The organism is Sphingomonas jejuensis, from assembly GCF_011927695.1.
GTDB classification, from domain to species: Bacteria; Pseudomonadota; Alphaproteobacteria; order Sphingomonadales; family Sphingomonadaceae; genus Sphingomonas_K; species Sphingomonas_K jejuensis.
The window spans coordinates 963704-990612 of sequence record NZ_JAATJE010000001.1 but is presented as its reverse complement, the minus strand read 5'-3'; the positions used below and the strand labels follow the sequence as shown (position 1 = coordinate 990612).

The window sequence follows — 26909 nt, the reverse complement described above, 5'->3', positions numbered from 1 at the left end:
TGAAGGCGATCAGCGCCGATGATCTCGCCGGTTGATGCCGGGCTTTCCGTTGGCCGTCGTCGTGGTCTGATCGCGACGGCGGCCGGCGTGCTGGTCACGGTCGCGGCCCTGTTCAGCGGCCTGTCGGTCGGCGGGGAGCGCGCGCTTCAGGGCGCGCGTGACGCGGTGCGCGCCACCGACGCTGGCGGGCGTGTCGCGGTGATCGAAATCGACGCGCGCAGCCTGGCGACGCTTGACCGCTGGCCGTGGCCGCGCTCGCTCCATGCGCGGCTGGTCGAGACGGCGGACCGGCTGGGTGCCGACAGCATCGCGTTCGACGTTGATTTCTCCGCGCGCTCGAACGCCAGCGAGGATGCGCGCTTCGCAGCCGCGCTCGGTGCCGCGCGTCGAACGGTGATCCTGCCGACCTTCCGCCAGGCCGCCGGCCACGGCGCGGCGACGGAGCTGGAAAGCCTGCCGCTTCCCGAATTCCGCGGGCACGCCATGCTGGCGGCGGTGAACGTCCAGCCCGAGCCCGACGGGCTGGTGCGGCGCATGCCGCTGGGCGTGGTGACGGCCGGCACCCCGCGTCCGTCGCTGCCGGCGCTCGTCGCCGGCGCGAAGGGCACCGCGGGTACCAGCTTCCCGATCGACTATGCGATCGATCCGGACACCATTCCCAGCTTCTCCTTCGCGGACTTCATCGCCGGCCGGGTGCCGGCCGCCGCGATCGCTGGCCGCGACCTGATCGTCGGCGCGACCGCCATCGAGATGGGCGACCGTTATGCCGTCCCCGGCCACGGCGTCATCCCGGGCGTGCTGATCCAGGCGCTGGCAGCGGAAACCCTGATGCGGGCGGGTCCGGCCGTCGAGATCGGCTGGGTGCCCGCACTGCTCCTCGCCATGCTGCTCATCCGCCTGTCCTTCACGCGTCGCCGGCGGAGCCTTCGCTGGCTGCTGCCCTTCGCCGGCGTGGTCGCGCTTCCGCTCCTCGCGCTGCTCTTGGAGATGGACGGCCGCGTCCGCATGGAGATTATGCCGGCGCTCATCCTGATCCTGGCGGCCGGCGGCGCCTTTGCCGCGCTCGGCCACCTGGCCCGGCTTGCCCGCGAACGGCTGGTCGATCGCGCCACGGGGCTTCCGAACCTCGCCGGCCTGCTCCGTGACTGGCCGGGGGCGGGGGGGCTCCAGCTCTGCGTCGCCGCCATCCACCGCCACCAGGAGCTCGCCGCGCTGCTCGGGCCCGGCCGGCTCGACGAGGTGGTGGAGCGCCTGGCCGAGCGGCTGCAGGCGGTCGCCGTGGACGAGCGCATCTACCGCGTGGAGGAGGGCGCGCTTGCCTTCATCGTCGCCGGCTGGACCGCCGATGCCGCCGATGAGGGCTTCGAGGGGCTTCACGCCCTCCTGCGCGCGCCCTTCTTCTGTGCCGGCCGTCCGGTCGACCTCTCCGTCAGCTTCGGCATCGCCGCCGACGCGCGCCAGCCCGCACCCGTGCTGATCGCCGATGCGCTATCGGCGGCAAGCGAGGCGGCATCGCGCGGCGCGCGCTGGGCGGCGGCCGGCGGCGTCACCGACGCCGACAAGGACTGGCAGCTCTCGATGCTCAGCGAACTCGACCAGGCGATGGCGGACGGATCGCTCTGGGTCGCCTACCAGCCCAAGCTCGACCTCGCCTCCGGCCGCATCACCGGCGCCGAGGCGCTGGTGCGCTGGCGCCACCCGACGCGCGGTTTCGTGCCGCCCGACAATTTCATCCCGCAGATTGAGGCGCGCGGCCAGATCCTGGAGCTGACCCTCCACGTGCTCCGTCGCGCGCTGGACGATGCCGCCGGCCTCGCCGCCGCCGGCACGCCGATCAACGTGGCGGTGAACCTGTCGGCGACGCTGCTCGGCCGCGCGGGGCTGACCGACACCATCCTCCAGGCGCTGGCCGATGCCCGCGTCGCGCCCGATCGCCTGACGCTGGAGGTGACGGAATCCGCCGCCGTGGAGCTGAAGGGCGACATCATCGACGCGCTGGAGCAGCTGCGCGACGCCGGCATCCGCATCTCTGTCGACGATTATGGCACCGGCCAGTCGACCATGTCCTACCTGAAGCGCTTCCCCGCGCAGGAGCTGAAGATCGACAAGAGCTTCGTGCAGGCCATGCTCGCCAGCAGCAGCGACCAGATCCTGGTGCGCTCCACCATCGACATGGCGCACGAACTGGGCCTGAAGGTGGTGGCCGAAGGCGTGGAGGATGCCGCCACGCTTGCCGCCCTGTCCGCCTGCGGGTGCGACAGCATCCAGGGCTATCATATCGGCCGGCCGATGCCGTTCGACGATCTCGCGGCGCTGCTCCGGACCGAAGACACGGCGGAGCGCCAGGTCGCCTGAGAGTGGCGGGCAGGGTGGGATTCGAACCCACGGTGAGCGCAAACCCACGGCGGTTTTCAAGACCGCTGCCTTAAACCACTCGGCCACCTGCCCGTCGCTCCCTCGCCTAGCGTGCCCTGTGCCGTCGGGAAAGAGCCGGATCGCACGCGCGGGACGACGAGGGGGGTTCACATGCTTGCGCCCGCTGTGGCACCTGTCCGGGCGGGCAGTGTGGAGGTTTGATGCGTTTTCCGATCGCTTTGGTCGCCCTTGCCGCGGCAACGATGCTGCCGTCCTCCAGCCAGGCGCAGGACACCGGCGCGGGCTTCCAGTCCTATCTGATGCAGGTCCGTGCCGCCGCCCTGCGTGATGGCGTCAGCCCGCGGACGCTGGACACGATCCTGCCGACGCTGACGTTCAACCCGCGGGTGGTTGAGCTGGACCGCGCGCAACCGGGGGGCACGCCCTCGTCACAGCCGTCATCGGCCAGCCCGCCCTTTGCGCCCTATCGCGCGCGCCATGTCGATGCGGAGCGGATCAGCCGCGGGCGCACCCGCTATGCGGAGGTGCGCGCCACCGCCGACCGGGTGGAGCGCGAACGCGGCGTCCCGGCCGGCATCCTGATGGCGATCTGGGGCCATGAGACCAACTATGGCGGCTATGTGGGAGACTTCGACCTCATCCGCTCGCTCGCCAGCCTCGCCTATGACGGCCGGCGGCGCGAGCTGTTCGAGCCGGAGCTGATCGCGACGCTCCGCATGGTCGACCGCGGCGTCCCGCGGGAGCGGCTCAAGGGCAGCTGGGCGGGCGCCTTCGGCTATCCGCAGTTCCTGCCTTCCGTGTACCTCCGCCTGGCGGTGGACGAGGACGGCGACGGGCTGGCCAACATCTGGTCCAGCCGAGCGGACACGCTTGCCTCCATCGCCAACTATCTCGGCAATGCGGGGTGGAAGCCGGGGGTGCCGTGGGGCGTCGCCGCGCGCGTGCCTGCCGGGCTCGACCGCGCATCGCTCGGCAGCCTGGGCGCGTCGCCCCGCTGCCCGCGCGTCCATGAACGTCATTCGCGCTGGCGGACGATGGCGGAATGGCGCCGGCTGGGCGTGGTGCCGCAAGGGCCGCGCTGGCCCGCCGATGACGAGATGGCGAGCCTGCTGGAGCCCGACGGCCCGGGCAACACCGCCTATCTGCTCACCGGCAATTACCGCGTGATCCTCGACTATAACTGCTCCAACTTCTACGCGCTCTCGGTCGGTCTGCTGGCCGACGAGATCACCCGCTGACGGAACCCCTCGACCATGCTCCGCTTCCCCGGCCGCCCGCTGCTTCTTTCCGCAACCGCCCTGGCGCTCCTGACGACACCGACGCGCGCCGCCGCGCCGCCGTTCGACACGACCGCGCCCATCGCCTTCATGAAGGACCTGTCGTCCGACGCCGTGCTCTACGCCAAGGATGCGGACCGGCGGATCCCGCCGGCCTCCATGGCGAAGATGATGACGGTCTATGTCGCCTTTGACCTGATCCGCCGGGGCGAACTGAAGCTCGACCAGATGATCACGGTGCGTCCGGAAACCTGGCAGCGCTGGCATGGCCCCGCCGCCGGCTCCACCATGTTCCTGTCGCCCGGACAGCAGGTGAGCGTGGAGAACCTCCTCCACGGCATCGTTACCCTGTCCGGCAACGACGCCTGCGTCGTCCTGGCGGAGGGCATCTCCGGCACCGAGCCTGCCTTTGTCGCGCTGATGAACCAGGCGGCCGAGCGGCTGGGCATGCGCAACAGCCGCTTCGGCAATTCGAACGGCTGGCCGGACGAGGGGCGGACCTACACCACCGCGCGCGACCTGACGACGCTGGCCGAGGCGACGATCGAGCGCTTCCCCGAACTCTACCGCAATTTCTACAGCCGGCGGGAATTCACCTGGGGCCAGACGATGGGCGGCCAGGCGATCACCCAGGGCAACCGCGACCCGCTGATCGAAAGCAACTACCAGGGCGGAGACGGGCTGAAGACCGGCCACACGGCGGAGGCCGGCTACGGCTTCACCGGCTCTGCCGTCCGCGACAACCGGCGGCTCGTGATGGTGGTGGCCGGCCTCGACAGCTATGGTGGGCGTCGCCAGGAAAGCATCCGCTTCATGGACTGGGGCTTCGGCGCGTGGCGCGCGCGCCCGCTGCTCGCACGCGGTGCGAAGGTGGATGAGGCGGCGGTGCAGATGGGCGATGCCGATGTCGTGGGCCTCGTCGCGCCGCGCGACCTGTCGGTCACCATCCCGGCCGGCATGGGGCAGGATATGCGCGTCAGCGTCGTCTACAATGGTCCCATCAAGGCGCCGATCGCCAAGGGGCAGCATGTCGCCGACTTGGTGGTGCAGACGGCGGGCATGCCGGCGCAGAGCCTGCCGCTGGTGGCCGAGAACGCGGTGGGAGAGGCCGGCTTCTTCCGCCGCGTGTGGAACGGCCTCACCTCCTTTTTCGGGTGAGCGGCCGCTTCATCACGCTGGAAGGCGGGGAAGGGGTCGGTAAGTCCACGCAGCTGCGACGGGTGGCGGACGCGCTCGCCCGTCGCGGGATCGACGTGGTCGTCACGCGGGAGCCGGGCGGCAGCCCGGGGGCGGAGGCGATCCGCGCGCTGCTGCTGACCGGTGCCGCGGACCGCTGGAGCGCGCGGGCGGAGGCCTTGCTGTTCGCGGCCGCACGCGCCGACCATGTCGAACGCACCATCCGTCCGGCCATCGCGTCCGGACGATGGGTGCTGTGCGACCGGTTCGTCGACAGCAGCCGTGCCTACCAGGCGACCGGCAGCGCGCTCGGCGATGATGACGTCATGGCGCTGCACCGCGTCGGAAGCGCGGGGCTGTTGCCGGATCGCACGCTCGTGCTGGCGCTCGATGCGGACGAGGCGCTTGCCCGCGCCGGCGACCGTGACAGCGCGGGATCGGACCGGATCGGCGGGCGCGCGGCCGACTATCACGACCATGTCGCGCGTGCCTTCCACCGCATCGCCGCGGCGGAGCCGGAGCGGGTTCGGCTGGTGGATGGCAGCGGACCGGCCGACAGCGTGACCGATCGCCTGGTGGATGCGCTGGCGGACCTGCTGCCGTGACCCGCATCGTCGGGCATGACGCGCAGGCGGAGATCTTCCTCGACGCCATGGCGTCGGGCCGCATGCACCATGCCTGGCTGCTCGCCGGGCCGGCGGGGATCGGCAAGGGACTGTTCGCCCGCGCCGCCGCCGCGCGGCTGCTCGCGGGCGGGACCGGCCCCTTTCAGCTGCCGCAGGATCATCCAACCGCCCGGCTCGTGCAGGCGCGCAGCCACCCGGACTATCAGCTGCTGGAACGCGCGCGCGACGAGGACGGGGAACAGACCGGGCGCAACATCCCGGTCGATGCCGTGCGCCGGCTCCAGCCGCTGCTGACGGGCACGCCGTCCTTGTCGGCAAGGCGCGCGATCGTCATCGATGCGGTCGACGAATTGGAGCGCGGCGGCGCCAACGCGCTGCTGAAAAGCCTGGAGGAGCCGCCGCCGGGCCTCGTCTTCCTCCTCGTCAGCCACGCGCCCGGCCGCCTCCTGCCGACGATCCGTTCGCGCGTCCGGACGCTCAGCTTCAGGCCGCTCGGCGACGCGGACATGCGCGCGGCGCTGGCCCAGGCGCTTCCGGACGAGCCTGCCGGATCCGTCGACGATCTGGTCGCGGCGGGGGACGGGGCCCCGGGGTCCGCCATCGCCGCCGCCGGGCTCGACGTGGCGGGGCTCGACCGCGCGCTTCATGCGATCGGGTCGACCGGGGATCCGGACCGGCTCGGTCGGCTCGCGCTCGTGAAGGCGCTTGGCGGCAAGACGGCGCAGGCGCGCTACCGTGTGTTCCTGGAGCGGGTTCCGGCCACGATCGCCGCAGTCGCCCGGCAACGACAGGGAACGGCGCTTGCGCGGGCGCTTGCGGCCTGGGACGAGGCCCGCTCGCTCTGCGCGGCGGCCGTCCCGCTGTCGCTCGACGTGCCGAGCACCGTCTGGAAACTCGGCACCATCGTTGCCGGCCTTGCCGGGCCTGTCTCCGCCGCTAAAGGCTGACAGCCATGGCCGAGCCCTTCTACGTCACCACTGCGATCAGCTATCCCAACGGCCCGCCGCACATCGGCCACGCCTACGAGGCGATCGCGACTGATTGCATCGCGCGCTTCAACCGGCTGCGCGGCCGCGACACCTTTTTCCTGACCGGTACGGACGAACATGGGCTGAAGATGGCGCAGGCCGCGCGCGGCCGCGACATCGCGCCATTGCAGCTCGCCGACGAAATGTCGTCGCTTTTCAGGCAGATGGCGGATCGTCTTCACATCTCCTATGATCGCTTCATCCGGACCACGGAGCCGGCCCACCACGAGGCGAGCCAGGCGATCTGGCGCGCGATGCAGGCGTCCGGCGACATCTACCCCGGCCGGTACGAGGGCTGGTATTCCGTCCGTGACGAAGCCTTCTATGGCGAGGACGAGCTGCTCGACGGTGAAGGGGGCGCCCGCCTGTCGCCGCAGGGGACGCCCGTCGAATGGACGGTAGAGGAAAGCTGGTTCTTCCGGCTGTCGGCCTATACCGACCGGCTGCTCGCGCATTACGAGGCCAACCCGGACTTCATCCAGCCGGAGGCGCGGCGCAACGAGGTGCTGTCCTTTGTGCGGGGCGGCCTGTCCGACCTGTCCGTTTCCCGCACCAGCTTCGACTGGGGCGTGCCGGTGCCCGACGCGCCGGGCCATGTCATGTATGTGTGGGTCGACGCGCTCACCAACTACCTGACGGGCATCGGTTATCCGGCGGAGGGCTGGCAGAAGCGGTGGCCGGCGAACCTTCATGTCATCGGCAAGGACATCGTCCGCTTCCATGCGGTCTACTGGCCGGCTTTCCTGATGTCGGCGGGGCTGCCCTTGCCGAAGACCGTGTTCGGGCACGGCTTCCTGCTGCACCGCGGGGAAAAGATGTCGAAGTCGCTCGGCAACGTCGTCGACCCGTTGGCGCTGGCCGATGCGTTCGGCGTCGACGCGCTGCGCTACTTCCTGCTGCGGGAGGTCAGCTTCGGTCAGGACGGCAGCTATTCGGCCGATGCCATCGTCACCCGCGTCAACGCCGAACTGGCCAACAGCTTCGGCAATCTGGTGCAGCGCACGCTGGCCTTCATCGCCAAGAACCTGGCCGGGCGGGTGCCGGCGGGCGGCGGCGAGGCCGCGGAGGATGCGGCACTGCTGGCGGAGGTGCGCCGCGCCTGCGCCGACGAGATGCCCGCCGCTTTCGAGGCTCTGCAGCTGTCGCAGGGCATCGAGGCGTGGATGCGCGGCGTGTTCGCCTGCAACGCCTATATCGACACCGCGGCGCCCTGGGCGCTCCGCAAGACCGATCCTGTCCGCATGGAACAGGTGCTGGCGACGCTGTGGCGCGCGATCGTCGACCTGGCGGTCGCGATCCAGCCGGTGGTGCCGGCATCCGCCGCCCGGATCCTCGACATGATGGGCGTGCCCGCCGACGAGCGGCTGATTTCCAACATCCTTGATGATGGACGCCACGCCCGCCTCGTCGCCTCCGGCTTCACCCTGGAAGCGCCGACGCCGGTGTTCCCGCGGCTTGACCTGCCACCGGAAGAGGCCAGCTAGGACCCATGTTCGTCGACAGTCACTGCCACCTCAACTACCCCGGTCTCGCCGAGGACCAAGGCGCCGTGCTCGCCCGCGCGCGCGCCGCGGGCGTCAACATGATGCTCAACATCGCGACCCGGGCAGGGGAGTGGGACGCCGTCCTCGCCACGGCCGAGCGCGAGCCCGATGTGTTCGCGACCGTCGGCATCCACCCGCACGAAGCCGACCAGCACCCCGACGTTGACACCAAGCGGCTGGTGGAGCGCGCCCGCAACCCGCGCGTCATCGGCATCGGTGAAAGCGGCCTCGACTATTATTATGACAAGAGCGATCGCGCCCGGCAGCGCGACAGCTTCCGCGCCCATATCCGGGCCGCCCGCGAGACCGGCCTTCCCATCATCGTCCACACTCGCGATGCCGAGGGCGACACCGCCGACATCCTGGGCGAGGAGATGGGGAAGGGCGCCTACACCGGGGTGATCCACTGCTTCACCGCCAGCGACGCCTTCGCCAGGATCGCGCTGGATCTGGGCCTCTTCATCTCCTTTTCCGGGATCGTCACCTTCAAGAATGCCAGGGATCTGCAGGACGTCGCGCGCACGGTTCCGGCCGATCGCCTGCTGATCGAAACAGACGCGCCCTTCCTTGCGCCGGTGCCGCATCGGGGACGGACCTGCGAGCCGGCCTTTGTCGCGAACACCGCAAGCTTCCTCGCCGACCTTCGCGACGTTTCGATCGACGCCCTGGCCGCCGACACGAGCGCGAATTTCGCGCGTCTCTTCACGCGCGCGACGGCGTGAAGGTCACCATGCTCGGGTGCGGCACGTCGTCCGGCGTACCGCGCATCGGCGGCGACTGGGGCTCGTGCGATCCTGCGGAGCCGCGCAACCATCGCAGACGCGTGTCGATCCTCGTCGAAACCGCGACCACCCGCATCCTCGTCGACACGGGGCCGGACCTGCGTGCCCAGTTGCTCGATGCCGGCGTCGCAGATGTCGATGCGGTGATCTGGACCCATGACCATGCCGATCACTGCCATGGGATCGACGATCTCCGGCAAGTCTATCACGCGCGTGGCCGGCCGGTGGAGGGGTTTGCCCGGGTCGACACGCTCGACGCGCTCAGGCACCGGTTTGGCTATGTCTTCGATGGCCGGCACGGCTATCCGCCAACGGTGCGGGGGCAGGTCCTTCTCGATGAGCTGGCGATCGGTGACGTTTTGGTCCGGGTCGTGGATCAGCCGCACGGGTCGATCAGCTCGGCCGGCTTGCGGTTCGAGGCAGATGGCGTGTCAGCCGCCTATGCCACCGACTTCCACATCATGACGGACGAGATGCTCGACCTCTACCGCGGCGTCGACCTGTGGATCGTGGACGCCTTGCGGGAGCGGGAGCACCCGTCGCACCCGACACTGTCCGCCGCGCTTCGCTACATCCGCGCGGTCTCGCCGCGGCTCGCCGTGCTGACGCATATGGACCAGTCGATGGACTACCGGAGCCTGTGCGAGCGGCTGCCGGCGGGTGTCGTGCCGGGCCATGACGGGCTTGTCATCGATCCATGAGCTCTGACCAGGCCGTCCAGCTCGCATGGGCCATCGGCGCGATCGTGCTGGTGGCGAGCTCGCTGTCGCTGCGGCGGATCGGGCTGGGCGCGACGTTGAAGATGATCGGAACGTGGATCCTGCTGTTCGGCGTCGTCATCGTCGCGGCGAGCTATCGGACAGAGCTTGGCCTGTTCTGGAACCGGATCACTGGGGAACTGAGCGGTCAGAAGACCGAAGTGGTCGGGGGCGAGTTGAGGGTCGAGTTGTCACCTGATGGGCATTTCTGGATCGACGCCAGCATCAACGGCGCGCGCACGCGCTTCCTTGTTGATACCGGCGCGACCTTTACCGCGGTCAGCGGCAACACGGTGCGCGATGCGGGATTGAGTGTCGACGAGAGCGGGTTTCCCGTGCTGATCTCCACGGCGAACGGTGATGTGGCGGCGCGCCGGTTGCGGTTGCCGGAAGTGCGGATCGGATCGATCGTCGTCCGTGATCTCGGCGCGATCACGTCGCCGGCGTTCGGGCAGATCAACGTGATCGGCATGAACTTCCTGTCGGGGCTGGAATCCTGGCGGGTGGAGGGACGGACGCTGATCATGGTTCCGGCCCCCAAAGCCCCTGCCGAACTCACTCAAAACTTACATAATGTATATTATCGGACACACGAAAATGGCTGAGGGGAGTGCCTTCGAGCGGCTCCGCGCGATCATGGCGCGTCTGCGCGATGCCGAGCATGGATGCGAATGGGATCGTGCCCAAACGTTCCGATCGATCGCGCCCTACACAATCGAGGAAGCCTATGAAGTGGCCGACGCTATCGAGCGCGACGATGCCGCGGCGCTCCGCGACGAGCTTGGCGACCTGCAGTTGCAGGTCGTGTTTCACGCCAGGATCGCCGAGGACCTCGGGCTGTTCGATGTCGACGACGTGCTGCGCGGCATCGCCGACAAGATGGAGCGTCGGCACCCGCACATCTTCGGTGATGCCGACACCCCCGGCTGGGAGAGCATCAAGGCGGAGGAACGTGCAGCACTGGCGGACAAGTCGGCTCTGGCCGGCGTCGCCATCGCGCTGCCTGCGCTCAGCCGCGCGGAGAAGATCGGCAAGCGCGCCTCCCGCGTCGGCTTCGACTGGCCCGACGCAGAGGGCGCACGCCTGAAGGTGGACGAAGAGCTTGCCGAACTCGCCAATGCCGCCACGGCCGCGGAGCGCGAGGAGGAGTTCGGCGACCTGCTGTTCGCAATCACCAACCTCGCACGCCATCTGAAGATCGATCCAGAAGCCGCTCTGAGACAGGCCACCACCAAGTTCGAACGCCGCTTCCGCGCGGTCGAGGCCGCCGCGCCACGCCCGCTCAGCGCACTGGATGCCGACGCGCTCGACGCGCTGTGGCGCGCGGTCAAAGCGAAGGAGCAACAGCCATCGTCGGACTGAGGCCCTAGCGATCGGCGTCCCTGCTTTCGAACCGCGCCCAATCGGCGTCGGACAAGCGCACATCGACGAGGAGCTGGCCGTCCTCCACGTCGCGCGACAGCACCTCGCCATGTTCATGGAGCCAAGCGAGCGCCGCGCCATCGTCGACCGGGAGCGTCACATGGCGAAGTCGCGCGTGGCGGGTGAGGAGAGCCGACAGGCTGGCGCGCAGATCATCGACGCCATCGCCGGTCAGCGCCGACAGCAACACGACATTGTCACGTCGCTCCGCCGCGGCGCGCGCCCCTTCGGCCGCGCTATCGGTCAGGCGATCGAGCTTGTTCCAGGCCTCGATGCGCGGGGCGGCCCCCTCTCCCGCCGCGCCGATCGCCTCGAGCACCACATCGACATCGTGTGCCTGCGCTTCCGTATCCGGATGCGAGATGTCACGGACATGGACGATCACGTCGGCGGCCACGACCTCCTCGAGCGTTGCGCGAAAGGCGGCGACCAGCTCGGTCGGGAGGTCCGACACGAAGCCCACCGTGTCGGACAGGATCGCCTTCTGGATGCCGGGCAGGCTGATCTCCCGCAGGGTCGGATCGAGCGTTGCGAAGAGCAGATCCTCCGCCATGACGTCAGCCCCGGTCATGCGGTTGAACAGCGTGGACTTGCCCGCATTGGTGTAGCCAACCAGGGCGATCACAGGCCAGGGCGCCTTGGCCCGCCGCGCGCGATGCAGGCTGCGGGTGCGCTTCACGGTTTCCAGTTCCCGGCGAAGCCGCGCCATGCGGTCGCGGATCATGCGCCGATCGGCCTCGATCTGCGTTTCACCTGGGCCGCCGAGAAAGCCGAAGCCGCCGCGCTGCCGTTCAAGGTGGGTCCAGCTGCGCACCAGCCGTCCCTGCTGGTAATCGAGATGGGCAAGCTCGACCTGAAGCCGGCCTTCCGCCGTCGCCGCCCGTTCGCCGAAGATCTCGAGGATCAGACCGGTCCGGTCGATCACCTTGGCCTCGGTCCCCTTTTCAAGATTGCGCTGCTGGATCGGGGTGATCGCGCCGTCGATGATGATCAGCGCGGCATCATGGGCGCGTGCCGTGGTGGCAATGCTTTCCACCTGGCCGGAGCCGAACAAGGTCGCGGGCTTTGGCTGACGGACCTTGATGGCGAGACGATCAACGACATCGACGCCGATCGCCGCCGCCAGGCCGGCCGCTTCCTCCAGCCGGGCGTCGCTGTCACGCTCGCCCGCCGGCCCGATTTCCGGCCGGACGACCAGCGCGCGCGCGCCGCGCGCATAATCGGCGTCGTCGCGGGTAAAGCCGCTCAAGCCTCTTCACCGCTGTCGGCCGGTTCCTCGGCCAAGTTGAGCGGCTGGGCCGGCTGCACGGTCGATGCCGCATGCTTGTAGACGAGCTGCGACAGGCCTTCGCGCCACAGAAGCATGCAGAACAGGTCGAACGCCACGATCTCGCCCTGCAGCATCACACCATTGACCAGGAACATGGTCACCGGTTCCTGGCTGCTGACGACGGCGTTCAGGAACACGTCCTGAAGCTGGCCGGGCCGCTTCGGATTGGCGGCGAACGCCGCTTCCATCGGTCGCAGATCGATCGGCTGCGCGGGCATGATCGTGGAAATCGCATGCTTGTAGACGAGCTGCGAATTACCGTCGCGGCGGAGCAGGACGGAGAAATTGTCGAACCAGGTGATGATGCCCTGGAGCTTCACGCCTTTCACCAGGAACATGGTGACCGGCATCTTCTGCTTGCGCAGCGTGTTCAGGAAGATGTCCTGCAGGTTGTTGATCTTCTCGGCCATGACGTGGCTCCCTTATTGGCGGATCGTTGCCGCATGTTCCGCGCCGGTCGCAGCCGACGTCGTGCCGTTAGATAGGGCGCGGACCCGCGCCCGTCCATGATCCTCAATCGTCTCGAACGTCATGCAGCCCGAGCAGTTTCAGCTTCCGGTGCAAGGCCGATCGTTCCATGCCGATGAAGGCCGCCGTCCGGGAGATGTTGCCGGAAAAGCGGCGGATCTGGATGCGCAGATACTCACGCTCGAACGTCTCGCGCGCCTCGCGGAGCGGTGCCCCCATGATGGCGCTGGCCGCCTCCCCCGCCACCGGCGCGCGATCGGACAGCAGCTCGGGCGGGAGCATGTCGATCTCGATCCGGCCGATGCGATCCTCGGGCGCCATGATGATCGTGCGTTCGACGATGTTGCGCAGCTGGCGCACATTGCCCGGCCAGTCATAGGCCTGCAGCACCGCCATGGCGTCACCCGCCACCTGCGGTGCCACCGCCCGGCGATCCTGCGCATAGCGGGCCACGAAGTGATCGATCAGCGGCGGAATGTCCTCGCGCCGTTCGGCGAGCGATGGCAGGTGCACGGGCACGACGTTGAGGCGGTAGTAGAGATCCTCGCGGAAGCGGCCGGCGGCGATCTCGTCGGGCAGGTGGCGCGCGGTGGCGGACACCACCCGGACGTCGACCTTGACGATTCGCTGTCCGCCCACGCGCAGGAAGCTCTGGTCCGTCAGCACGCGCAGAATCCGGGCCTGCGTCGTGACCGGCATGTCGGCGATCTCGTCGAGGAACAGCGTGCCGCCATGCGCCTGTTCGAGCAGCCCGGCGCGGACGAGCTTGCCGCCCTCCTCCACGCCGAACAGCTCCTCGTCCATCCGTTCCGGCGTCATGCGCGCGGCATTGACGATGACGAACGGTGCATCCGTGCGGTTGCTCCACTGGTGGAGGAGCCGGGCCGCGACTTCCTTGCCGACCCCGCCCGCACCGGTGATGAGCACGCGGCTGCCGGTCGCGGCCACCCGCTTCAGCGTCGCGCGGACCCCGTTGATGGCAGCCGATGTCCCGGTGAGCTCGTCATGGTTGCCGACCCGCGCGCGGAGGCTGGCGTTCTCCCGCCGCAGCGCTTCGGTCTCCGTCGCGCGCCGGACATGGTGGAGCAGCCGCTCCGCCTCGAACGGCTTTTCGATGAAGTCCCCGGCCCCGCGCCGGATCGCGGCAACCGCGGTGTCGAGATTGCCGTGACCGGAGATGACCAGCACCGGGATGGAAGGATCGCGGCGCTTCACCTCGTCGAGCAGTTCCAAGCCGTCGAGCCGCGATCCTTGAAGCCATACGTCCAGGAGGAGGAGCGACGGGCGACGTTCGTCGATGGCGGCCAGCGCCTCGTCGCTGTTGGCGGCGGCACGCGCGGCATAGCCCTCGTCCTCCAGGACGCCGGCGACGAGTTCGCGGATGTCCCGCTCATCGTCGACAATGAGGATTTCCAGAGCCATCGCGTCTAGCCTGCCTTCGCAATTTCAAGGGGTTGTTCATCAGGGTGCACCCCTGAACCGCTGCTGTCCGCCAGCCGGCCGAGCCCGGCCGCATCGAAGGTGAGCGTCGCCACCGCCCCGCCGCCCGGGCGATCCGAAAAGCTCAGCGTGCCATGATGTTCCTCGGCGATCTTCTTGACAATCGCGAGCCCAAGGCCCGTTCCCTTGGCACGCCCGGTGACGTACGGCTCCGCGATCCGCTCGCGGTCGGCAGGAAGACCGATGCCGGTGTCGGCGACGTCCAGCTTTACGGCGCCGGGCGCCGGGTCATCGATGGTGATCGAGACGGCACCCTCCCCCTCGCCGGGCCGCGCTTCCACGGCCTCCACAGCGTTCTTGACGAGGTTGGTCAGCGCCTGGGCGATCTGCCGACGATCGCAGACGAGGACGGGTCCGGTCTCCGGCGCATCGAGCGAAAAGCGGATGCCGGGATGCGCCACCTCGTGCAGGAACAAGGTCTGGCGCGCGATGTCGCCCAGGTTCTCCGGCCGGAACACGGGCTTCGGCATTCGGGCGAAGGAGGAGAACTCGTCCACCATCCGGCGGAGGTCGCCGACCTGCCGGACGATCGTTTCCGTCAGCCGGGAGAAGGTGGCGGGATCGGACGCGATCTCCTTACCGTAGCGGCGCTGCAAGCGCTCGGCGGCGAGCTGGATCGGCGTCAGCGGGTTCTTGATCTCATGGGCGATACGGCGGGCGACGTCGGCCCAGGCCGCGCGGCGCTGGTCGAGCAGCTGTTGGGTGATGTCGTCGAAGGTGAGCACGGTCGCGCGCTCGTCCTTCACCAAGCGGACGGCGAGCGTGCGCACCTCTCCGCCGCGCGCGAGCTGGACAACGGCCTCGCGCGCGCCGGAGGCGACGAGATCGCCGAGCTCAGGCGCCAGATCGACGATGGACCGCCCGATCGGGTCGACGCCGGGATCGCCCAGGAAATGCTCCGCGCTGCTGTTGAGCAGGCGCACGATGCCGCCCTGATCGACGGAGACCACGCCTGCGCTGACGCCCGACAGCACCGCCTCGGTCAAGGCGCGACGCGCGTCGAGCTGATCGTTGGCGGAGACGAGGGCGCCGGTCTGGCTTTCGAGCTGGCGGGTCATGCGATTGAACGCCGTCGACAGGATGCCGACCTCGTCGCGGGAACGCGGCCGCTCGACGCGAGCGGTGAGATCGCCGGCGGCCACCCGCCTGGCCGCGGCGACAAGCTCGCCCACAGGGCGCACCACCCGGTCCGCGACCTTCAACGCGATAAGCACGGCCATGCCGACGATCAGCAATGAAACGAGGTAAAGCGCGGCGTTGAAGCGGAGCTGCAGCGTGCGCGAGCGGCTGAGCAGGCTGTTATAGTCGGCCAGCACCGCTTCCGATCGGGTGACGACCTGCCGGTCGTAGACCCGGGCGACGTAGAGGTAGAGGTTCTCCTCCGGCACCAGCCGGCTGACGGCTTCCACCCGGTCGTCGCTTTCGCTCAGCGCCACGTCGGGTCCGGAGGCGAGTTCGGCCAGGATCTCGCGGGTGATGCGACGCTCCAGATCGCGGTTCTCCGGATTGATCGCGGCGAGCAGCTGGCCGCGCCCGGACGGATCGAGGCGGATGAGCGCGCTTTCGCTGAGGTCGCGACCGAAGATCTGGACCTCGTAGCTGGCGAGGAACTGCGGCGAGTTGATCGGGAACTCGGTCAGGTAGAGCGCGATGTCGCCGGTGGCCGCCACCGTCTGGCGTGCGACGTCGGCGCGGGTGCGTTCATAATATTCCTGCCCGACCTCGCGCGCGTTCTCGAGCATGGAGCGGGCACGGTCCGAGAACCAGAACTCGACGCCGTACTGGAAAAGCAGCGACGCGAACACGACCACCAGCAGCATCGGCACCGACGCCAGCAGCGAGAAGATCGCGACCAGACGGACGTGCAGCCGCCCGCCCCCGCCAATGGCCGAGGCAAGCGCGCGGCGGCGCGCGATCCGCCGGCCGATCAGCATCAGCAGCATGATCGCGGGCAGCAGGTTGGAGACCAAGAGGAGCGCGATCAGCGCGGGCGTCAGCGGACCGGTGGTGCGGACGCCCGACAGGATGCCCCAGGTGGCGACACCGATGACGACCACCAGCAGGACCGTCGCCAGCTCGACCAGCGGCATGAACCGGCCGCGTCGACGGACGGCGGAGAGCAGTCGCTGCCAGCGCGGCCCGCGTTTCCGCCGATCGTCAACAACATCCATCGTTGCAAGCATACAACAGTTTGGCGGTGCGCCAAGCGCCTCGCGGGTCGATCCGTCCCGATCCGGTCAGGCGGCGGCGCGGTGGAGCCAGGGCGCGTAGAATTCCGCCAGCATTGCCAGCACGACCTGGGCGTCGGGTTCCTGGTTCAGGCGGTTGCGGAACTCGGCGGAACCGGGGAGCCCCTTGGTGTACCAGCCGACATGCTTGCGCATCAGATTGACGCCGGTGAGAGCACCATAATGGGAGAGCATCATGTCGTAATGTTCGACAATCAAACGATATTGTTCGTCGATCGACGGATCGGACGTGCGCTGGCCGGCATCGAACCAGCGCATCAGCTGCGACAGCAGCCAGGGGCGGCCGTAGGCGCCGCGGCCGACCATGATGCCGTCCGCTCCCGATTGGTCGAGTGCGGCCTCCGCATCGTCGATCGAGCAGATGTCGCCGTTGACGATCACCGGGATCGACACGGCATCCTTGACCCGCCGCACGAACCGCCAGTCGGCCTCGCCGCGATACATCTGGTTACGCGTGCGCCCATGCACCGTGACCATCCGGACACCAAGATCCTCCGCGATGCGCGCCAGCTCCGGCGCGTTGAGGCTGTCGTGGCACCACCCCATGCGCATCTTGAGCGTCACCGGCACCGACACGGCGTCGGCGACGCCCTTCACGATCGCGGCGGCGTTCTTCAGGTCGCGCATCAGCGCGGAACCGGCATCACCGTTGGTGACCTTGCGAACCGGGCAGCCCATGTTGATGTCGATGATCGCTGCACCGCGATCCTCGGCAAGCCGGGCGGCCTCGCCCATCTCGCCGGGGGTGCAGCCCACCAGCTGCATGGACACGGGCTCCTCGATCGGATCCCAGGCAAGCTTCTGCAGCGATTGGCGGGTCTCGCGAATGGCGGCCTGGCTGGCGATCATCTCCGTCACGTTGAGCCCGGAGCCATACCGCCGCACGAGCCGACGGAACGGCATGTCCGTCACCCCCGTCATGGGCGCGAGAATGACGGGCGTGTCGATCCGGACAGGGCCGATCTGAAGAGGCTGGAGGCGCGCCATGGCGGCGGCGATGTAGCGATGGCGGTCCAAAGCGGCAAGCTTGCGCCTCCATCCGAGCCCGTTAGAGAGGCCGCGTGACCCGGCCGCACCGCATCGCCGCCCTTGTCGTCGCCGCCGGAACGGGCGTGCGCGCCGGCGGCGACGTGCCCAAGCAATATCGCCGGATCGGCGGCAAGGCGGTGATCGCCTATGCGGTGGACGCCATGACGTCGCACCCGGCGATCCAGCTGGTGCAGCCCGTGATCGGCCCGGACCAGCAGGAACTTGCCGCAGCGGCGCTGGGCAACCGCGACGTCATGACGCCGGTCGCCGGCGGCGCGACCCGGCGCGACAGCGTGATTGCCGGGCTCCGGGCGATCGCCGCGACCGGGCTGGCGGACCATGTGCTGATCCACGACGCCGCCCGCCCCTTCTGCCCCCCGTCCGTGATCGACCGGCTGATCGACGCGCTTGGCGAGGCGCCGGGCGCGATCCCCGTGTTGCCGGTGGTCGACACGCTGGTGGCGCTTGACGGGTCGGAAGCCCCCGACCGGACCACGCTCGGGCGCGTCCAGACACCACAGGCCTTTCGCCTGGCCGACATCCAGGCGGCGCATGCCGCGTGGTCGAGCGACCAGACCGCGACCGACGATGCCACCGTGCTACGCGCGGCCGGCGGCGCGGTCGCGCTGGTTGAAGGAGATCCCCGATTGGAGAAGCTGACCACCGCCGGCGACCTCGCCGCCGCCGACCGGCGCCTGCGCATGCGAACGGCAGTTGGCACCGGGTTCGACGTCCACCGGCTGGAGGAGGGCGAGGAGTTGTGGCTGGGCGGCATCCTGATCCCGCATCACCAGGGCCTGTCGGGCCACAGCGATGCCGATGTCGGGCTGCACGCGCTGACCGACGCCATCCTGGGCGCGCTCGGCGAGGGCGACATCGGGCTGCACTTCCCGCCCAGCGATATGCGCTGGCGCGGGGCAAGATCCGACCAGTTCCTGCAGCACGCCGCCGCCATGGTGTCGGCCGCCGGGGGACGCATCGAGCATCTCGACCTCACCCTGATCTGCGAAGCGCCAAAGATCGGGCCGCATCGCGCCGCCATGCGCACCGCCATCGCCCAGATGCTGTCGCTGTCGGAGCGGCGGATCAGCATCAAGGCCACAACCACGGAACGGCTCGGCTTTGCGGGCCGCGGCGAAGGCATTGCCGCCCAGGCGGCTGCGACCCTCAGCCTGCCGGACGATCTGGAGGACAGCGCATGACCGAGCGCACCGACACCCTGCTTCCCGCCATCCTGATCGATCGGGCCCGCGCCGTGCTCGATGCGAACCGCGCGGCGGGGCGCTGCATCGCGGTTGCCGAAAGCTGCACGGGCGGTCTGGTGGCGGCGGCGCTGACCGAAATCGCCGGGTCATCCGACGTGTTCATGTGCGGGTTCGTCACTTACTCCGATTCCGCCAAGCGTCAGGCGCTGGGCGTGGCGGGCAACGTCATCGAGACGTTCGGCGCCGTGTCGATCGCGACCGCATGGGCGATGGCGCAGGGCGCGCTGGAGCGGACGGAGGCGGACGTCGCGGTGTCGATCACGGGGATCGCTGGGCCCGGTGGCGGGTCGGAGCGCAAGCCCGTCGGCACGGTCGTGTTCGCACGGGCGGAAAAAGGCGCGGCCCCCGACAAGATCAAGGCGGAGCGGCGGGAGCTGGGGGACCTGGGCCGGGGCGGCGTGAGGCTTCAGGCGGCGCTGGTGGCGCTCGACCTGCTGATGCCGGACGCGGAAACTTCCGCCCCATAGAGCTTTGCGGCTCGCGCTTCGAACGCGCCGATCATGCGGCGCAGCGCCAAATCGAAGACCTGCCCGGCCAGCATCTCGAACAGGCGATTCCGGAAGGCGAAATCGACCTTGAAGTCGACAAAGCTGCCGCCCTGCCCGTCGCTGCGGAAGCGCCAGTCGTTCCGGAGATACTTCAGCGGACCTTCAACATAGTCGACATGGATCTCGCCCGGCCGCTGCTTCACCACGCGGGAGGTGAATCGCTCCCGCAGGCCCTTGAAGCCGACCACCAGGTCCGCAACCATCTCCGTCTCGTTGTTCGAGCGCACGCGCACGGCGGAGATCCACGGCAGGAACTCGCCATAGCGCGCGACATCGGCCACCAGATCGAACATCTGGTCGGGCGTGTAGGGAAGATGGCGGGTTTCGGCGTGCGACGGCATCAGGCCGGCGACCCCGCCCCCGCAGGTGCGGTGCGCCCCAGCTTCGCCTCGCGATTGGCGCGTAGCCGCTCGAAATCGTCGCCGGCGTGATAGCTGGACCGCGTCAGCGGCGAGGACGCGACCAGCAGGAAGCCCTTCGCCCGCGCGATGCCGGCATAGGCGTCGAACGCAGCCGGCTTCACGAAGTCCATGACCTTGGCGTGGCGCGGCGTCGGCTGCAGATACTGACCCATCGTCAGAAAATCGATGTCGGCAGAGCGCATGTCGTCCATGACCTGATGGACCTCCAACCGCTCCTCGCCCAGACCGAGCATCACGCCCGACTTGGTGAAGATGGACGGATCATGCCGCTTCACGCTCTCCAGGAGCCGCAGCGACGCATAGTATCGCGCACCCGGCCGGATGGTCGGGTAGAGCCTGGGCACCGTCTCCAGATTGTGGTTGTACACGTCCGGCCGCGCGGAAACGATCGATTCCACAGCGGCTTGCGCCTTGTTTCTGAAATCGGGTGTCAGGATCTCGATGGTCGTCGACGGGGTGTTCCGTCGCAGCGCCTCGATGACCTTCACGAATTGCGACGCGCCGCCATCCGGCAGGTCGTCGCGATCGACCGACGTGACGACGATGTGCTGCAGGCCGAGCTCGGCCGCGGCGACGGCGACATGCTCCGGCTCCAGCGGATCGACGTTCCGCGGCATGCCCGTCTTGACGTTGCAGAAGGCGCAGGCGCGCGTGCAGACGTCACCCAGGATCATCACGGTGGCGTGCTTCTTGGTCCAGCACTCGCCAATGTTGGGGCAGGCCGCTTCCTCGCACACGGTGGCGAGGTTCAGGCGGCGCATCAGCTGCTTGGTTTCGCTGAAGCCAACCGAGGTCGGCGCCTTCACACGGATCCAGTCCGGCTTGCGCTGACGCGGGGGCTCTCTGAAGATCGGGTCGGCTTCGCTCATCGAGAGCGCAGATAGCGATCAGACGCCCCGCTTGCCACCCCTCCCGCGCCCGCCAGCGTGCCCAGCACGACGGTGACCAGCATCGCAGGGTAAACGAAGAACAGGATGCCGTCATAGCTCATGTAGACGGCGAAGGTGAGGAGCAGAGCCGCACCCGGCAGCAGCGGATCGGAGGCGGCCGTGACGGCCCGACGCGCCCGCCGAAGCGGGATCAGGAGAAGCAGCGTGACGAGCACCGCGCCGGCGATGCCCCACTGGAACAGCAGCTGGAGCAGCGCCTGATGCGGATGGTGGAAGATGTCGGCGCCCGGCGGCGTCGTGATGAACTGGCCTTCGCCGTGGCCGAGCAGCGGGCGGCGCACGACCTCCTTCAGCGTGCCCAGCCACATGTCGATGCGGCCGCTGCTGATGTTGGTGCCGGTGGTGACCGCTTCCGCGATCCGCACGGGGGCGGAAGGGGTTGGCTGCGGCAGCAGGAGCGCGATGCCCGCCGCCAGGGCAAGCACGCCCGCCACCATCAGCGGCAGCCGGATGCGGTGCCGCCGCGCGACCATCGCGGCAAGCACGCTGCCGGCCAGAAGCGCAGCCATGCCGCCGCGTGATCCGCTCCACAGGATCAGCGTTGCCGGCGGGAGCGCGGCAAGCGCCCAGGAGAGCGCGCCCGGGCGACATGCCAGCGCGAGCGCTGCCGACACCCCCGCTGCCGCATAGAAGCCGGCATGGCGGATGTTGGTGACCCCCAGGCCGAAGCGCTGCCAGTCGTGAGCCGACCAGTCGGGGATGAGGCCGACATAGAGGCCGGCGGCGAGCGCATAGCCGAGCCCGCCGAGCGCAACGGCCCGCCACAGCACGGTGACGTCCGCGCCGGGCCGTGCCGCCAGCGATGCCGCCGCCACACCCGCGCCGATGTGGAGCACCGACACCGCTGCCCTGATCTCCGCCATCCATGGGTCGCCGGCGACGCGGATGCCGTTCGCGACCACCAGCAGCAGCGCTGCCGCCACCGCGAGAAGCCAGTTTGGCGCCGGGGGAAGACGCGCACCATGACGCCATGCCACCAGGATCAGGACCAGTTCGGCGGCGAGCACGGGCGGCGCGATGAAGCGCATCCACGCGAGCACGGGATCGATGGGTCCGTAGCGCCATGTCACCAGCGCCATCAGGACGGGCGTCGCCCCGATCAACATCCAGGCGGCATGGATGGCGCGGATGGCGGATCGAGGGGCGTCGGCAATGGACGAAGTCATGCGCCGCCTTTACCAGCATGGGCATGACTGGCGACACCAGGGGCACTGCCCGCAACATCGCGCTGCTGATTGACGCGGACAACGCGTCGCTCGCTTCGCTCGACCCTGTGCTGACGGTGCTGGCGGAGCTTGGCACCGTCAACATCCGGCGCGCCTATGGCAACTGGCGCAAGCAGGGGCTCGCCAAGTGGGCGGACGCGACGCTCAGTTACGGCATCGAGCCGCAGCAACAGTTCGACGTGACCAAGGGCAAGAACGCCACCGACATGAAGATGACGATCGACGCGATGGACCTGCTGGCGCGCGGGCGCGTCGACGGGTTCGGCCTCATGTCATCGGACAGCGACTTCATGCCGCTGGCCATCCGCATCAAGCAGGAGGGGCTGCCCGTGTACGGCTTCGGCCGGGCGACCACGCCGGAGGGCTTCCGGCAGGCCTGCACCCGCTTCATCGATGTCGATGCGATCGTGCCGGTAGAGGAGCCCGCGCGCCCCGCGGCAGCGCCGGCGGCATCCGGCGGGACCGGGCCGGATCCCGCCCCCGGCAAGGCGCCGCGCACCGCCGCGGCCAAACCGAGCCGGCCCGACGAGGCGCTCGAGCGGTTGCTGATCGATGCGTATAATGCCGTGAAGCACGACGACCGCGGCTTCGCCCGGCTGTCGGAGGTGGGGCAGCGGGCCGGAAACCGGTCGAGCTTCGACGCGCGGAACTACGGCTTCAAGCGCTTGTCGGACCTGGTCGACAGCCTGCCCTACTTCACCACCGAAGCGCGCGAGGGCGGCAACCTCTACGTCAAGCGCATGGGCTAAGCGGCGGCGAAGGTCAGCGCCTCGATCTTGTTGCCGTCCGGGTCGCGGACGAACGCCGCGTAGTAATGCGCATCATAGTGCGGGCGCAGCCCAGGTGCCCCATCGGACGTGCCGCCATGGACGAGCGCGGCTGCGTGAAACGCGTCCACATCGCCGCGCCTCTCAACCTCGAAGGCGACATGGATGCCGTTTCCGGCGGCCGGCGCCTTGCCGTCAGCCGGGCGATTGAGACTGAAGGCGGTGATGCCCGCACCGTAGCCGACGGCGTCCGCGACATCGAGCGTGCGCGTGAGGCCGAGGATCGAGAGCACGGGGTCATAGAAGGCGCGGGCGCGATCCAGGTCGGCGGTGCCCAGCGAGACATGGTGCAGCATGGGCGGGAAACCCGCATGGCGGAAGCCGTGTTCCGATCAACGGTCGCGCCAGTGGTCGAAGGCCTGCTGTTGAAGCCCTCGAACCAGGGCGACGGCATCGGGGCCCGTCCAGCTTCCGGCATAGCCGAGATCACGCGCGGCACTGGTCCACCAGCCCTGCCCCGGCAGCCGGTCGCCTTCCCGCACCACCAGCACGGCCAGCGCCGGCTCGCCGGGCGCCCTGCCCGTGTCGATCGCGTCGAGGGTGCGGCAGAGCGCCCGCATCTTGGGGCGCGTGAAGCGGAAGCCGAGTGCCTGAAGCAGCTCCGAATAGCTGATTGCGCGCCCGCCGCGTGCCGCCGCCAGAAGTTCGGATCGGACGCGCACCACATCGGCGATCGCCCCTGCTGCGGGATCGGGAGTGAAGCCTTCTTGCGCCAGCCATGCGCCCAGGCTCATGGCGTAGTGCGACCCTCATCATAACCGCGCCGGAGCTGCTCCTGCCCGGCAAGCGTGCCGGTGCCGAACAACGGGCGCAGCCGACCGGCGGCAGCCGCCAGGTCGTAAGGCTCCTGCAGGGCTGGCTGGTCAGCCAACAACGGAAATCGGGTGCCGAGCACCTGCGGTTCGATCCTGAGCAGAGTCGCCGCGCCGCTTCGCACCTCTCACGCCTGACGTTCAGCCGCGTAAGCTGCGCCCGCCGTGGAGATCAGCGCCAGGAGGATCAGCTGCAGACGCATCGACACCGGCCTTGTTCAGCAAGACCGGAAGCATGCCACCCTCCCCCAGGCGGTCAAGCCGAAGAGAAGGCTCCAAGGTGGCCGGATCAGCGCGTCAGCTTCTTATAGGCAAGGCGCGTCGGGCGGTCGGCGGCGTCGCCCATGCGGCGGCGCTTGTCCTCTTCGTAGGACTCGAAGTTGCCTTCGAACCATTCGACATGGCTGTCGCCCTCGAACGCGAGGATGTGCGTGCACAGCCGATCCAGGAAGAAGCGATCGTGGCTGATCACCACGGCGCACCCGGCGAAGCTTTCAAGCGCTTCTTCCAGCGCGCGCAGCGTTTCCACATCGAGGTCGTTGGTGGGCTCGTCGAGCAGCAGGACGTTGCCGCCCTCCTTTAGCATCTTGGCGATGTGGACGCGGTTGCGCTCACCACCCGACAGCTGGCCGACCTTCTTCTGCTGGTCCTGCCCCTTGAAGTTGAAGGCGCCGACATAGGCCCGGGTGCCAAGCTCCTGCTTTCCGAAGCGAAACACCTCAAGCTTGTCCGAGATTTCCTCCCAGACATTCTTGTTCGGATCGAGCTGGTCACGCGACTGGTCGACATAGCCGAGCTTCACGGTCTGGCCGATCTCAATCTCGCCGGCATCCGGCTGCTCCTGACCCGTGATCAGCTTGAACAGCGTCGACTTGCCCGCACCGTTCGGCCCGATCACGCCGACGATGCCGCCGGGCGGGAGCATGAAGTCGAGCCCTTCGAACAGCAGCTTGTCGCCATAGGATTTGGTCAGTCCCTTGGCCTCGATCACCTTGCCGCCCAGCCGCTCGGGCAGCTGGATCAGGATCTGCGCCTTGCCGACGGCGCGGTTCTCCTGCGCCTTCACCAACTCGTCGAACGCCTTGATGCGCGCCTTTGACTTGGTCTGGCGGGCCTTGGGCGTCTGACGGATCCACTCCAGCTCGTCGCGGATCGCCTTCTGCTTGCCGGCTTCCTCGCGCTCCTCCTGCTCCAGCCGCTTGGCCTTCTTCTCGAGATAGCCCGAATAGTTGCTCTCGTATGTGTAGTAGCGCCCGCGATCGAGCTCGAGCACCCAGTTGACGACATTGTCGAGGAAGTAGCGGTCGTGCGTCACCAGAATGACGTTGCCGGTATATTCCTTGAGGTAATTCTCCAGCCAGGACACGCTTTCGGCGTCCAGGTGGTTGGTGGGCTCGTCGAGCAGCAGGATGTCGGGCTTTTCCAGCAGCAGCTTGCAGAGCGCGACGCGGCGCTTCTCACCACCCGACAGGTTGGTGACGGCGGCATCGCCAGGCGGACACCGCAGCGCCTCCATCGCGATCTCGAGCTGGTTGTCGAGCGTCCAGCCATCGACGGCGTCGATCTTCTCCTGAAGAACGCCCATCTCCTCCATCAGCGCGTCGAAGTCGGTGTCGTCCTTCGGATCGCCCATTTCCGCCGAGATGGCGTTGAAGCGGTCGACCAGGTCGGCGACCGGGCGCACGCCGTCCTTCACGTTCTCCATGACGATCTTGTCGGGGTCGAGCTGGGGTTCCTGCGGCAGGTAGCCGACCTTGATGCCCTCCGCGGCCCAGGCCTCTCCGGAGAATTCGGTGTCGATGCCGGCCATCACCTTCATCAGCGTGGACTTGCCCGCGCCGTTCGGGCCGATGATCGCGATCTTGGCGTCCGGCAGGAACTGGAGGTGAATGTTGTTGAGCACCGGCTTGTTGGCACCGGGGAAGGTCTTGGTCAGACCCTTCATCACATAGCTGTACTGCACCGCCACGGCGTCGGAACTCCAGGATCTGTCAGGAAATGCGGATTGCGACCGTCAGATAGCGATGCAGCCCCCTTGGTGCAAACGGCTCGTCGCATTCTCAACCAATTCGATAAGGAATAACGTTGACGCTGCCCCCGCTTCCTTTAAATCGGGGCGCTCGCGTCGGTATGGGCCGCGCGACGCTTTTTTGGAGCACCGTTGATGAAGACGATCAGCATTGCCTTCGCCGCCGCGAGCCTGATGGCGCTGGGCGCTTGCGACACGCAGTCGAACGAAGCCGCCGCCGTCGAGAACGCGGGCGAGAACGCCGCCGAGGCGCTCGAGAACCAGGCCGACATGTATGACGCCATGGCCGAGAACACCTCCAACGAGGTGGCCGAGGACGAGCTGGAGCGTGCCGCGAACAACCTCAACGAGCGTGCCGAGAACGTCGAGGACGCCGCCGAGGACCGCGCCGACGCGATCGACAGCAACGCCAGCTAAGCTGCGCTGCGGCGGTCGTCGCAAGACGACCTGAAACAGGGGACGGGCGGTCTTCCGATGGGAAGGCCGCCCGTTTTCGCATGGACGCTTGCCTTGTCCATGCGAAGGCCGGACGCTAAGCCCCGGACACGGGCGCCGGGCCTGTAGCTCAAGGGTAGAGCTGGCCGCTCATAACGGCTTGGTTGCGGGTTCGAATCCTGCCGGGCCCACCGGCGCCCGTCGCTTGCATGGCGATGCGCACGGGCGCTAAGGCGATGCTGTCGGGGAGTGGCGCAGGCTGGTAGCGCATCTGCTTTGGGAGCAGAGGGTCGCAGGTTCGAATCCTGTCTCCCCGACCACCTAGGCCGGCGTCCCCTGCACCGGCGTCCTCAGGCTTTCCCCGAACCGATTGTCGCGCCTGCTGCCGGGCAGTGCCATGATGATCAGCCATGCAAGCCCCGCGATGGTGTCGATGGCCGGGATCGCGCCAGCCAGGATCAGGGGGATGAGCCACCAGCCGCTCCAGCCCAGATCGTGGAGCCGCCGCACCGTGACCGCGAACAGCGGGACCAGGAACGGCAGCAAGCCATAGCCGGCCCAGACCGGGAAGCGTTCGCTGGCCTCGCTCCGGCTCATCCCCGGATCGTTCGTGAACATCGCCACCTGTGCGGCGAGGAGGACCACGACAATGAACAGCTGGAAGAACCAGAATTCACGCCGCCCGGAGCGACCCTTGAAGTCCGCATAGCGGCGAAGCGGCAGGATCATCCATTTCATGCGCCCGGTCCTTCCGACACTGACTTGGAGAGAACGTGTCCGTGGCGGTGAGTTCCCGTCTTCTTTGTCACACAGCCGCGCTTCTTTCGCAG

The 26909-nt window shown here is 68.5% G+C and carries 27 protein-coding genes and 3 tRNA genes; 16 read left to right on the top strand and 14 right to left on the bottom strand.

What is annotated here, in order from left to right:
- Positions 1-18 precede the first annotated feature (18 nt).
- The gene (locus tag GGR88_RS04930) at positions 19-2355 is read left to right on the top strand and encodes a putative bifunctional diguanylate cyclase/phosphodiesterase (protein ID WP_167953483.1); all 2337 of its coding nucleotides are present in this window, start codon (positions 19-21) and stop codon (positions 2353-2355) included.
- Positions 2356-2358: 3 nt separating this feature from the next.
- Here GGR88_RS04930 and GGR88_RS04925 read toward each other — a convergent pair.
- A tRNA-Ser gene (locus GGR88_RS04925) sits at positions 2359-2448 on the bottom strand.
- A gap of 128 nt (positions 2449-2576) precedes the next feature.
- On the opposite strand from GGR88_RS04925, the gene GGR88_RS04920 reads away from it, so the two are divergent.
- The 9 genes from GGR88_RS04920 to mazG are packed head-to-tail and all read left to right on the top strand — an operon-like array spanning position 2577 to position 10929.
- On the top strand, positions 2577-3614 hold the full coding sequence (locus GGR88_RS04920) for a lytic murein transglycosylase (RefSeq protein WP_167953482.1): 1038 nt from the start codon (positions 2577-2579) through the stop codon (positions 3612-3614).
- Between the two features lie 15 nt (positions 3615-3629).
- On the top strand, positions 3630-4811 hold the full coding sequence (locus GGR88_RS04915) for a D-alanyl-D-alanine carboxypeptidase family protein (protein ID WP_167953481.1): 1182 nt from the start codon (positions 3630-3632) through the stop codon (positions 4809-4811).
- Positions 4808-5434, top strand: coding sequence for a dTMP kinase (tmk, locus tag GGR88_RS04910; protein ID WP_167953480.1), 627 nt, complete (start codon positions 4808-4810; stop codon positions 5432-5434). Before GGR88_RS04915 ends, tmk begins: the two co-directional genes overlap by 4 nt.
- Positions 5431-6402, top strand: a complete 972-nt coding sequence (locus GGR88_RS04905) for a DNA polymerase III subunit delta' (RefSeq protein WP_167953479.1) — start codon at positions 5431-5433, stop codon at positions 6400-6402. Before tmk ends, GGR88_RS04905 begins: the two co-directional genes overlap by 4 nt.
- 5 nt (positions 6403-6407) lie before the next feature.
- The gene (gene metG / locus GGR88_RS04900; RefSeq protein WP_167953478.1) at positions 6408-7967 is read left to right on the top strand and encodes a methionine--tRNA ligase; all 1560 of its coding nucleotides are present in this window, start codon (positions 6408-6410) and stop codon (positions 7965-7967) included.
- Positions 7968-7972: 5 nt separating this feature from the next.
- The gene (locus tag GGR88_RS04895; protein ID WP_167953477.1) at positions 7973-8749 is read left to right on the top strand and encodes a TatD family hydrolase; all 777 of its coding nucleotides are present in this window, start codon (positions 7973-7975) and stop codon (positions 8747-8749) included.
- Entirely contained in the window at positions 8746-9510 is a 765-nt protein-coding gene (locus tag GGR88_RS04890) for an MBL fold metallo-hydrolase (RefSeq protein WP_342449720.1), read from the top strand. Before GGR88_RS04895 ends, GGR88_RS04890 begins: the two co-directional genes overlap by 4 nt.
- A complete protein-coding gene (locus GGR88_RS04885) occupies positions 9507-10172 on the top strand; it encodes a retropepsin-like aspartic protease family protein (RefSeq protein ID WP_167953476.1) in 666 nt (221 codons plus the stop codon). Before GGR88_RS04890 ends, GGR88_RS04885 begins: the two co-directional genes overlap by 4 nt.
- Positions 10165-10929, top strand: coding sequence for a nucleoside triphosphate pyrophosphohydrolase (gene mazG / locus GGR88_RS04880; RefSeq protein ID WP_167953475.1), 765 nt, complete (start codon positions 10165-10167; stop codon positions 10927-10929). Before GGR88_RS04885 ends, mazG begins: the two co-directional genes overlap by 8 nt.
- Positions 10930-10933: 4 nt before the next feature.
- Here the strand turns inward: mazG and hflX are convergent, their stop codons facing one another.
- The 5 genes from hflX to dusB all read right to left on the bottom strand — a co-directional run bounded on the left by hflX (position 10934) and on the right by dusB (position 17523).
- Positions 10934-12238 carry a GTPase HflX gene (hflX, locus tag GGR88_RS04875; protein WP_167953474.1) on the bottom strand — a complete coding sequence of 435 codons (1305 nt, stop codon included), beginning with the start codon at positions 12236-12238 and terminating at the stop codon, positions 10934-10936.
- Positions 12235-12729, bottom strand: a complete 495-nt coding sequence (gene hfq, locus GGR88_RS04870) for an RNA chaperone Hfq (protein ID WP_167953473.1) — start codon at positions 12727-12729, stop codon at positions 12235-12237. The genes hflX and hfq overlap by 4 nt, the downstream gene beginning before the upstream one ends.
- A gap of 103 nt (positions 12730-12832) precedes the next feature.
- Positions 12833-14209: a nitrogen assimilation response regulator NtrX gene (ntrX, locus tag GGR88_RS04865; protein WP_167953472.1), complete on the bottom strand. Its 1377-nt coding sequence runs from the start codon at positions 14207-14209 to the stop codon at positions 12833-12835.
- Positions 14210-14214: 5 nt separating this feature from the next.
- On the bottom strand, positions 14215-16458 hold the full coding sequence (locus GGR88_RS04860) for a sensor histidine kinase (RefSeq protein WP_245196445.1): 2244 nt from the start codon (positions 16456-16458) through the stop codon (positions 14215-14217).
- Positions 16459-16524: 66 nt separating this feature from the next.
- Positions 16525-17523 (bottom strand): tRNA dihydrouridine synthase DusB, encoded by a 999-nt coding sequence (dusB, locus tag GGR88_RS04855; protein ID WP_167953471.1) that lies wholly within the window; start codon positions 17521-17523, stop codon positions 16525-16527.
- Between the two features lie 74 nt (positions 17524-17597).
- On the opposite strand from dusB, the gene GGR88_RS04850 reads away from it, so the two are divergent.
- Positions 17598-18767 carry a bifunctional 2-C-methyl-D-erythritol 4-phosphate cytidylyltransferase/2-C-methyl-D-erythritol 2,4-cyclodiphosphate synthase gene (locus GGR88_RS04850; RefSeq protein ID WP_167953470.1) on the top strand — a complete coding sequence of 390 codons (1170 nt, stop codon included), beginning with the start codon at positions 17598-17600 and terminating at the stop codon, positions 18765-18767.
- Complete coding sequence (locus GGR88_RS04845; protein WP_167953469.1) at positions 18764-19297, top strand: CinA family protein; 534 nt, start codon at positions 18764-18766, stop codon at positions 19295-19297. Before GGR88_RS04850 ends, GGR88_RS04845 begins: the two co-directional genes overlap by 4 nt.
- Here the strand turns inward: GGR88_RS04845 and GGR88_RS04840 are convergent.
- From GGR88_RS04840 to GGR88_RS04830, 3 genes are read right to left on the bottom strand one after another with little or no spacing between them, the layout of a single operon-like run.
- Positions 19237-19719: a type II toxin-antitoxin system RatA family toxin gene (locus tag GGR88_RS04840; RefSeq protein WP_167953468.1), complete on the bottom strand. Its 483-nt coding sequence runs from the start codon at positions 19717-19719 to the stop codon at positions 19237-19239. The genes GGR88_RS04845 and GGR88_RS04840 overlap by 61 nt on opposite strands.
- A complete protein-coding gene (gene lipA, locus GGR88_RS04835) occupies positions 19719-20669 on the bottom strand; it encodes a lipoyl synthase (protein ID WP_167953467.1) in 951 nt (316 codons plus the stop codon). The genes GGR88_RS04840 and lipA overlap by 1 nt, the downstream gene beginning before the upstream one ends.
- Positions 20666-21916 carry an O-antigen ligase family protein gene (locus GGR88_RS04830; RefSeq protein WP_167953466.1) on the bottom strand — a complete coding sequence of 417 codons (1251 nt, stop codon included), beginning with the start codon at positions 21914-21916 and terminating at the stop codon, positions 20666-20668. Before GGR88_RS04830 ends, lipA begins: the two co-directional genes overlap by 4 nt.
- Before the next feature lie 17 nt (positions 21917-21933).
- Here GGR88_RS04830 and GGR88_RS04825 point away from each other — a divergent pair, with 17 nt between their 5' ends.
- Positions 21934-22725 carry an NYN domain-containing protein gene (locus GGR88_RS04825; protein WP_167953465.1) on the top strand — a complete coding sequence of 264 codons (792 nt, stop codon included), beginning with the start codon at positions 21934-21936 and terminating at the stop codon, positions 22723-22725.
- On the opposite strand, the gene GGR88_RS04820 is transcribed toward GGR88_RS04825, so the two are convergent.
- The 4 genes from GGR88_RS04820 to ettA form a co-directional block, all read right to left on the bottom strand.
- Positions 22722-23099: a VOC family protein gene (locus GGR88_RS04820; protein WP_167953464.1), complete on the bottom strand. Its 378-nt coding sequence runs from the start codon at positions 23097-23099 to the stop codon at positions 22722-22724. The two genes, GGR88_RS04825 and GGR88_RS04820, sit on opposite strands and share 4 nt — an antisense overlap.
- Positions 23100-23135: 36 nt before the next feature.
- Complete coding sequence (locus GGR88_RS04815) at positions 23136-23537, bottom strand: ribose-phosphate pyrophosphokinase (protein ID WP_167953463.1); 402 nt, start codon at positions 23535-23537, stop codon at positions 23136-23138.
- The gene (locus tag GGR88_RS04810) at positions 23534-23674 is read right to left on the bottom strand and encodes a hypothetical protein (RefSeq protein WP_167953462.1); all 141 of its coding nucleotides are present in this window, start codon (positions 23672-23674) and stop codon (positions 23534-23536) included. Before GGR88_RS04810 ends, GGR88_RS04815 begins: the two co-directional genes overlap by 4 nt.
- A gap of 230 nt (positions 23675-23904) precedes the next feature.
- On the bottom strand, positions 23905-25584 hold the full coding sequence (gene ettA, locus GGR88_RS04805) for an energy-dependent translational throttle protein EttA (protein WP_167953461.1): 1680 nt from the start codon (positions 25582-25584) through the stop codon (positions 23905-23907).
- 195 nt (positions 25585-25779) lie between these two features.
- Between ettA and GGR88_RS04800 the strand changes: the two genes are divergently transcribed.
- The 3 genes from GGR88_RS04800 to GGR88_RS04790 all read left to right on the top strand — a co-directional run bounded on the left by GGR88_RS04800 (position 25780) and on the right by GGR88_RS04790 (position 26399).
- Entirely contained in the window at positions 25780-26061 is a 282-nt protein-coding gene (locus GGR88_RS04800) for a hypothetical protein (protein ID WP_167953460.1), read from the top strand.
- A 137-nt stretch (positions 26062-26198) separates the two neighbouring features.
- A tRNA-Ile gene (locus GGR88_RS04795) sits at positions 26199-26270 on the top strand.
- Between the two features lie 52 nt (positions 26271-26322).
- Positions 26323-26399, top strand: a tRNA-Pro gene (locus GGR88_RS04790).
- Position 26400: 1 nt separating this feature from the next.
- Here the strand turns inward: GGR88_RS04790 and GGR88_RS04785 are convergent.
- Positions 26401-26817, bottom strand: coding sequence for a DUF805 domain-containing protein (locus GGR88_RS04785; RefSeq protein WP_167953459.1), 417 nt, complete (start codon positions 26815-26817; stop codon positions 26401-26403).
- Between the last annotated feature and the right edge of the window lie 92 nt (positions 26818-26909).

What these genes read in the sequence shown, in the direction of transcription:
- GGR88_RS04895 (WP_167953477.1), top strand. Translation starts at nt 7,973, where the DNA reads ATGTTCGTCGACAGTCACTGCCACCTCAACTACCCCGGTCTCGCCGAG.
- dusB (WP_167953471.1), bottom strand. Translation starts at nt 17,523, where the DNA reads ATGGCGCGCCTCCAGCCTCTTCAGATCGGCCCTGTCCGGATCGACACG.
- GGR88_RS04830 (WP_167953466.1), bottom strand. Translation starts at nt 21,916, where the DNA reads ATGACTTCGTCCATTGCCGACGCCCCTCGATCCGCCATCCGCGCCATC.
- GGR88_RS04930 (WP_167953483.1), top strand. Translation starts at nt 19, where the DNA reads ATGATCTCGCCGGTTGATGCCGGGCTTTCCGTTGGCCGTCGTCGTGGT.
- GGR88_RS04860 (WP_245196445.1), bottom strand. Translation starts at nt 16,458, where the DNA reads ATGGATGTTGTTGACGATCGGCGGAAACGCGGGCCGCGCTGGCAGCGA.
- GGR88_RS04845 (WP_167953469.1), top strand. Translation starts at nt 18,764, where the DNA reads ATGACCGAGCGCACCGACACCCTGCTTCCCGCCATCCTGATCGATCGG.
- GGR88_RS04840 (WP_167953468.1), bottom strand. Translation starts at nt 19,719, where the DNA reads ATGCCGTCGCACGCCGAAACCCGCCATCTTCCCTACACGCCCGACCAG.
- mazG (WP_167953475.1), top strand. Translation starts at nt 10,165, where the DNA reads ATGGCTGAGGGGAGTGCCTTCGAGCGGCTCCGCGCGATCATGGCGCGT.
- ntrX (WP_167953472.1), bottom strand. Translation starts at nt 14,209, where the DNA reads ATGGCTCTGGAAATCCTCATTGTCGACGATGAGCGGGACATCCGCGAA.
- GGR88_RS04785 (WP_167953459.1), bottom strand. Translation starts at nt 26,817, where the DNA reads ATGAAATGGATGATCCTGCCGCTTCGCCGCTATGCGGACTTCAAGGGT.
- hfq (WP_167953473.1), bottom strand. Translation starts at nt 12,729, where the DNA reads ATGGCCGAGAAGATCAACAACCTGCAGGACATCTTCCTGAACACGCTG.
- GGR88_RS04915 (WP_167953481.1), top strand. Translation starts at nt 3,630, where the DNA reads ATGCTCCGCTTCCCCGGCCGCCCGCTGCTTCTTTCCGCAACCGCCCTG.
- metG (WP_167953478.1), top strand. Translation starts at nt 6,408, where the DNA reads ATGGCCGAGCCCTTCTACGTCACCACTGCGATCAGCTATCCCAACGGC.
- GGR88_RS04820 (WP_167953464.1), bottom strand. Translation starts at nt 23,099, where the DNA reads ATGCTGCACCATGTCTCGCTGGGCACCGCCGACCTGGATCGCGCCCGC.
- GGR88_RS04920 (WP_167953482.1), top strand. Translation starts at nt 2,577, where the DNA reads ATGCGTTTTCCGATCGCTTTGGTCGCCCTTGCCGCGGCAACGATGCTG.
- GGR88_RS04800 (WP_167953460.1), top strand. Translation starts at nt 25,780, where the DNA reads ATGAAGACGATCAGCATTGCCTTCGCCGCCGCGAGCCTGATGGCGCTG.
- GGR88_RS04885 (WP_167953476.1), top strand. Translation starts at nt 9,507, where the DNA reads ATGAGCTCTGACCAGGCCGTCCAGCTCGCATGGGCCATCGGCGCGATC.
- GGR88_RS04825 (WP_167953465.1), top strand. Translation starts at nt 21,934, where the DNA reads ATGGGCATGACTGGCGACACCAGGGGCACTGCCCGCAACATCGCGCTG.
- GGR88_RS04815 (WP_167953463.1), bottom strand. Translation starts at nt 23,537, where the DNA reads ATGAGCCTGGGCGCATGGCTGGCGCAAGAAGGCTTCACTCCCGATCCC.
- lipA (WP_167953467.1), bottom strand. Translation starts at nt 20,669, where the DNA reads ATGAGCGAAGCCGACCCGATCTTCAGAGAGCCCCCGCGTCAGCGCAAG.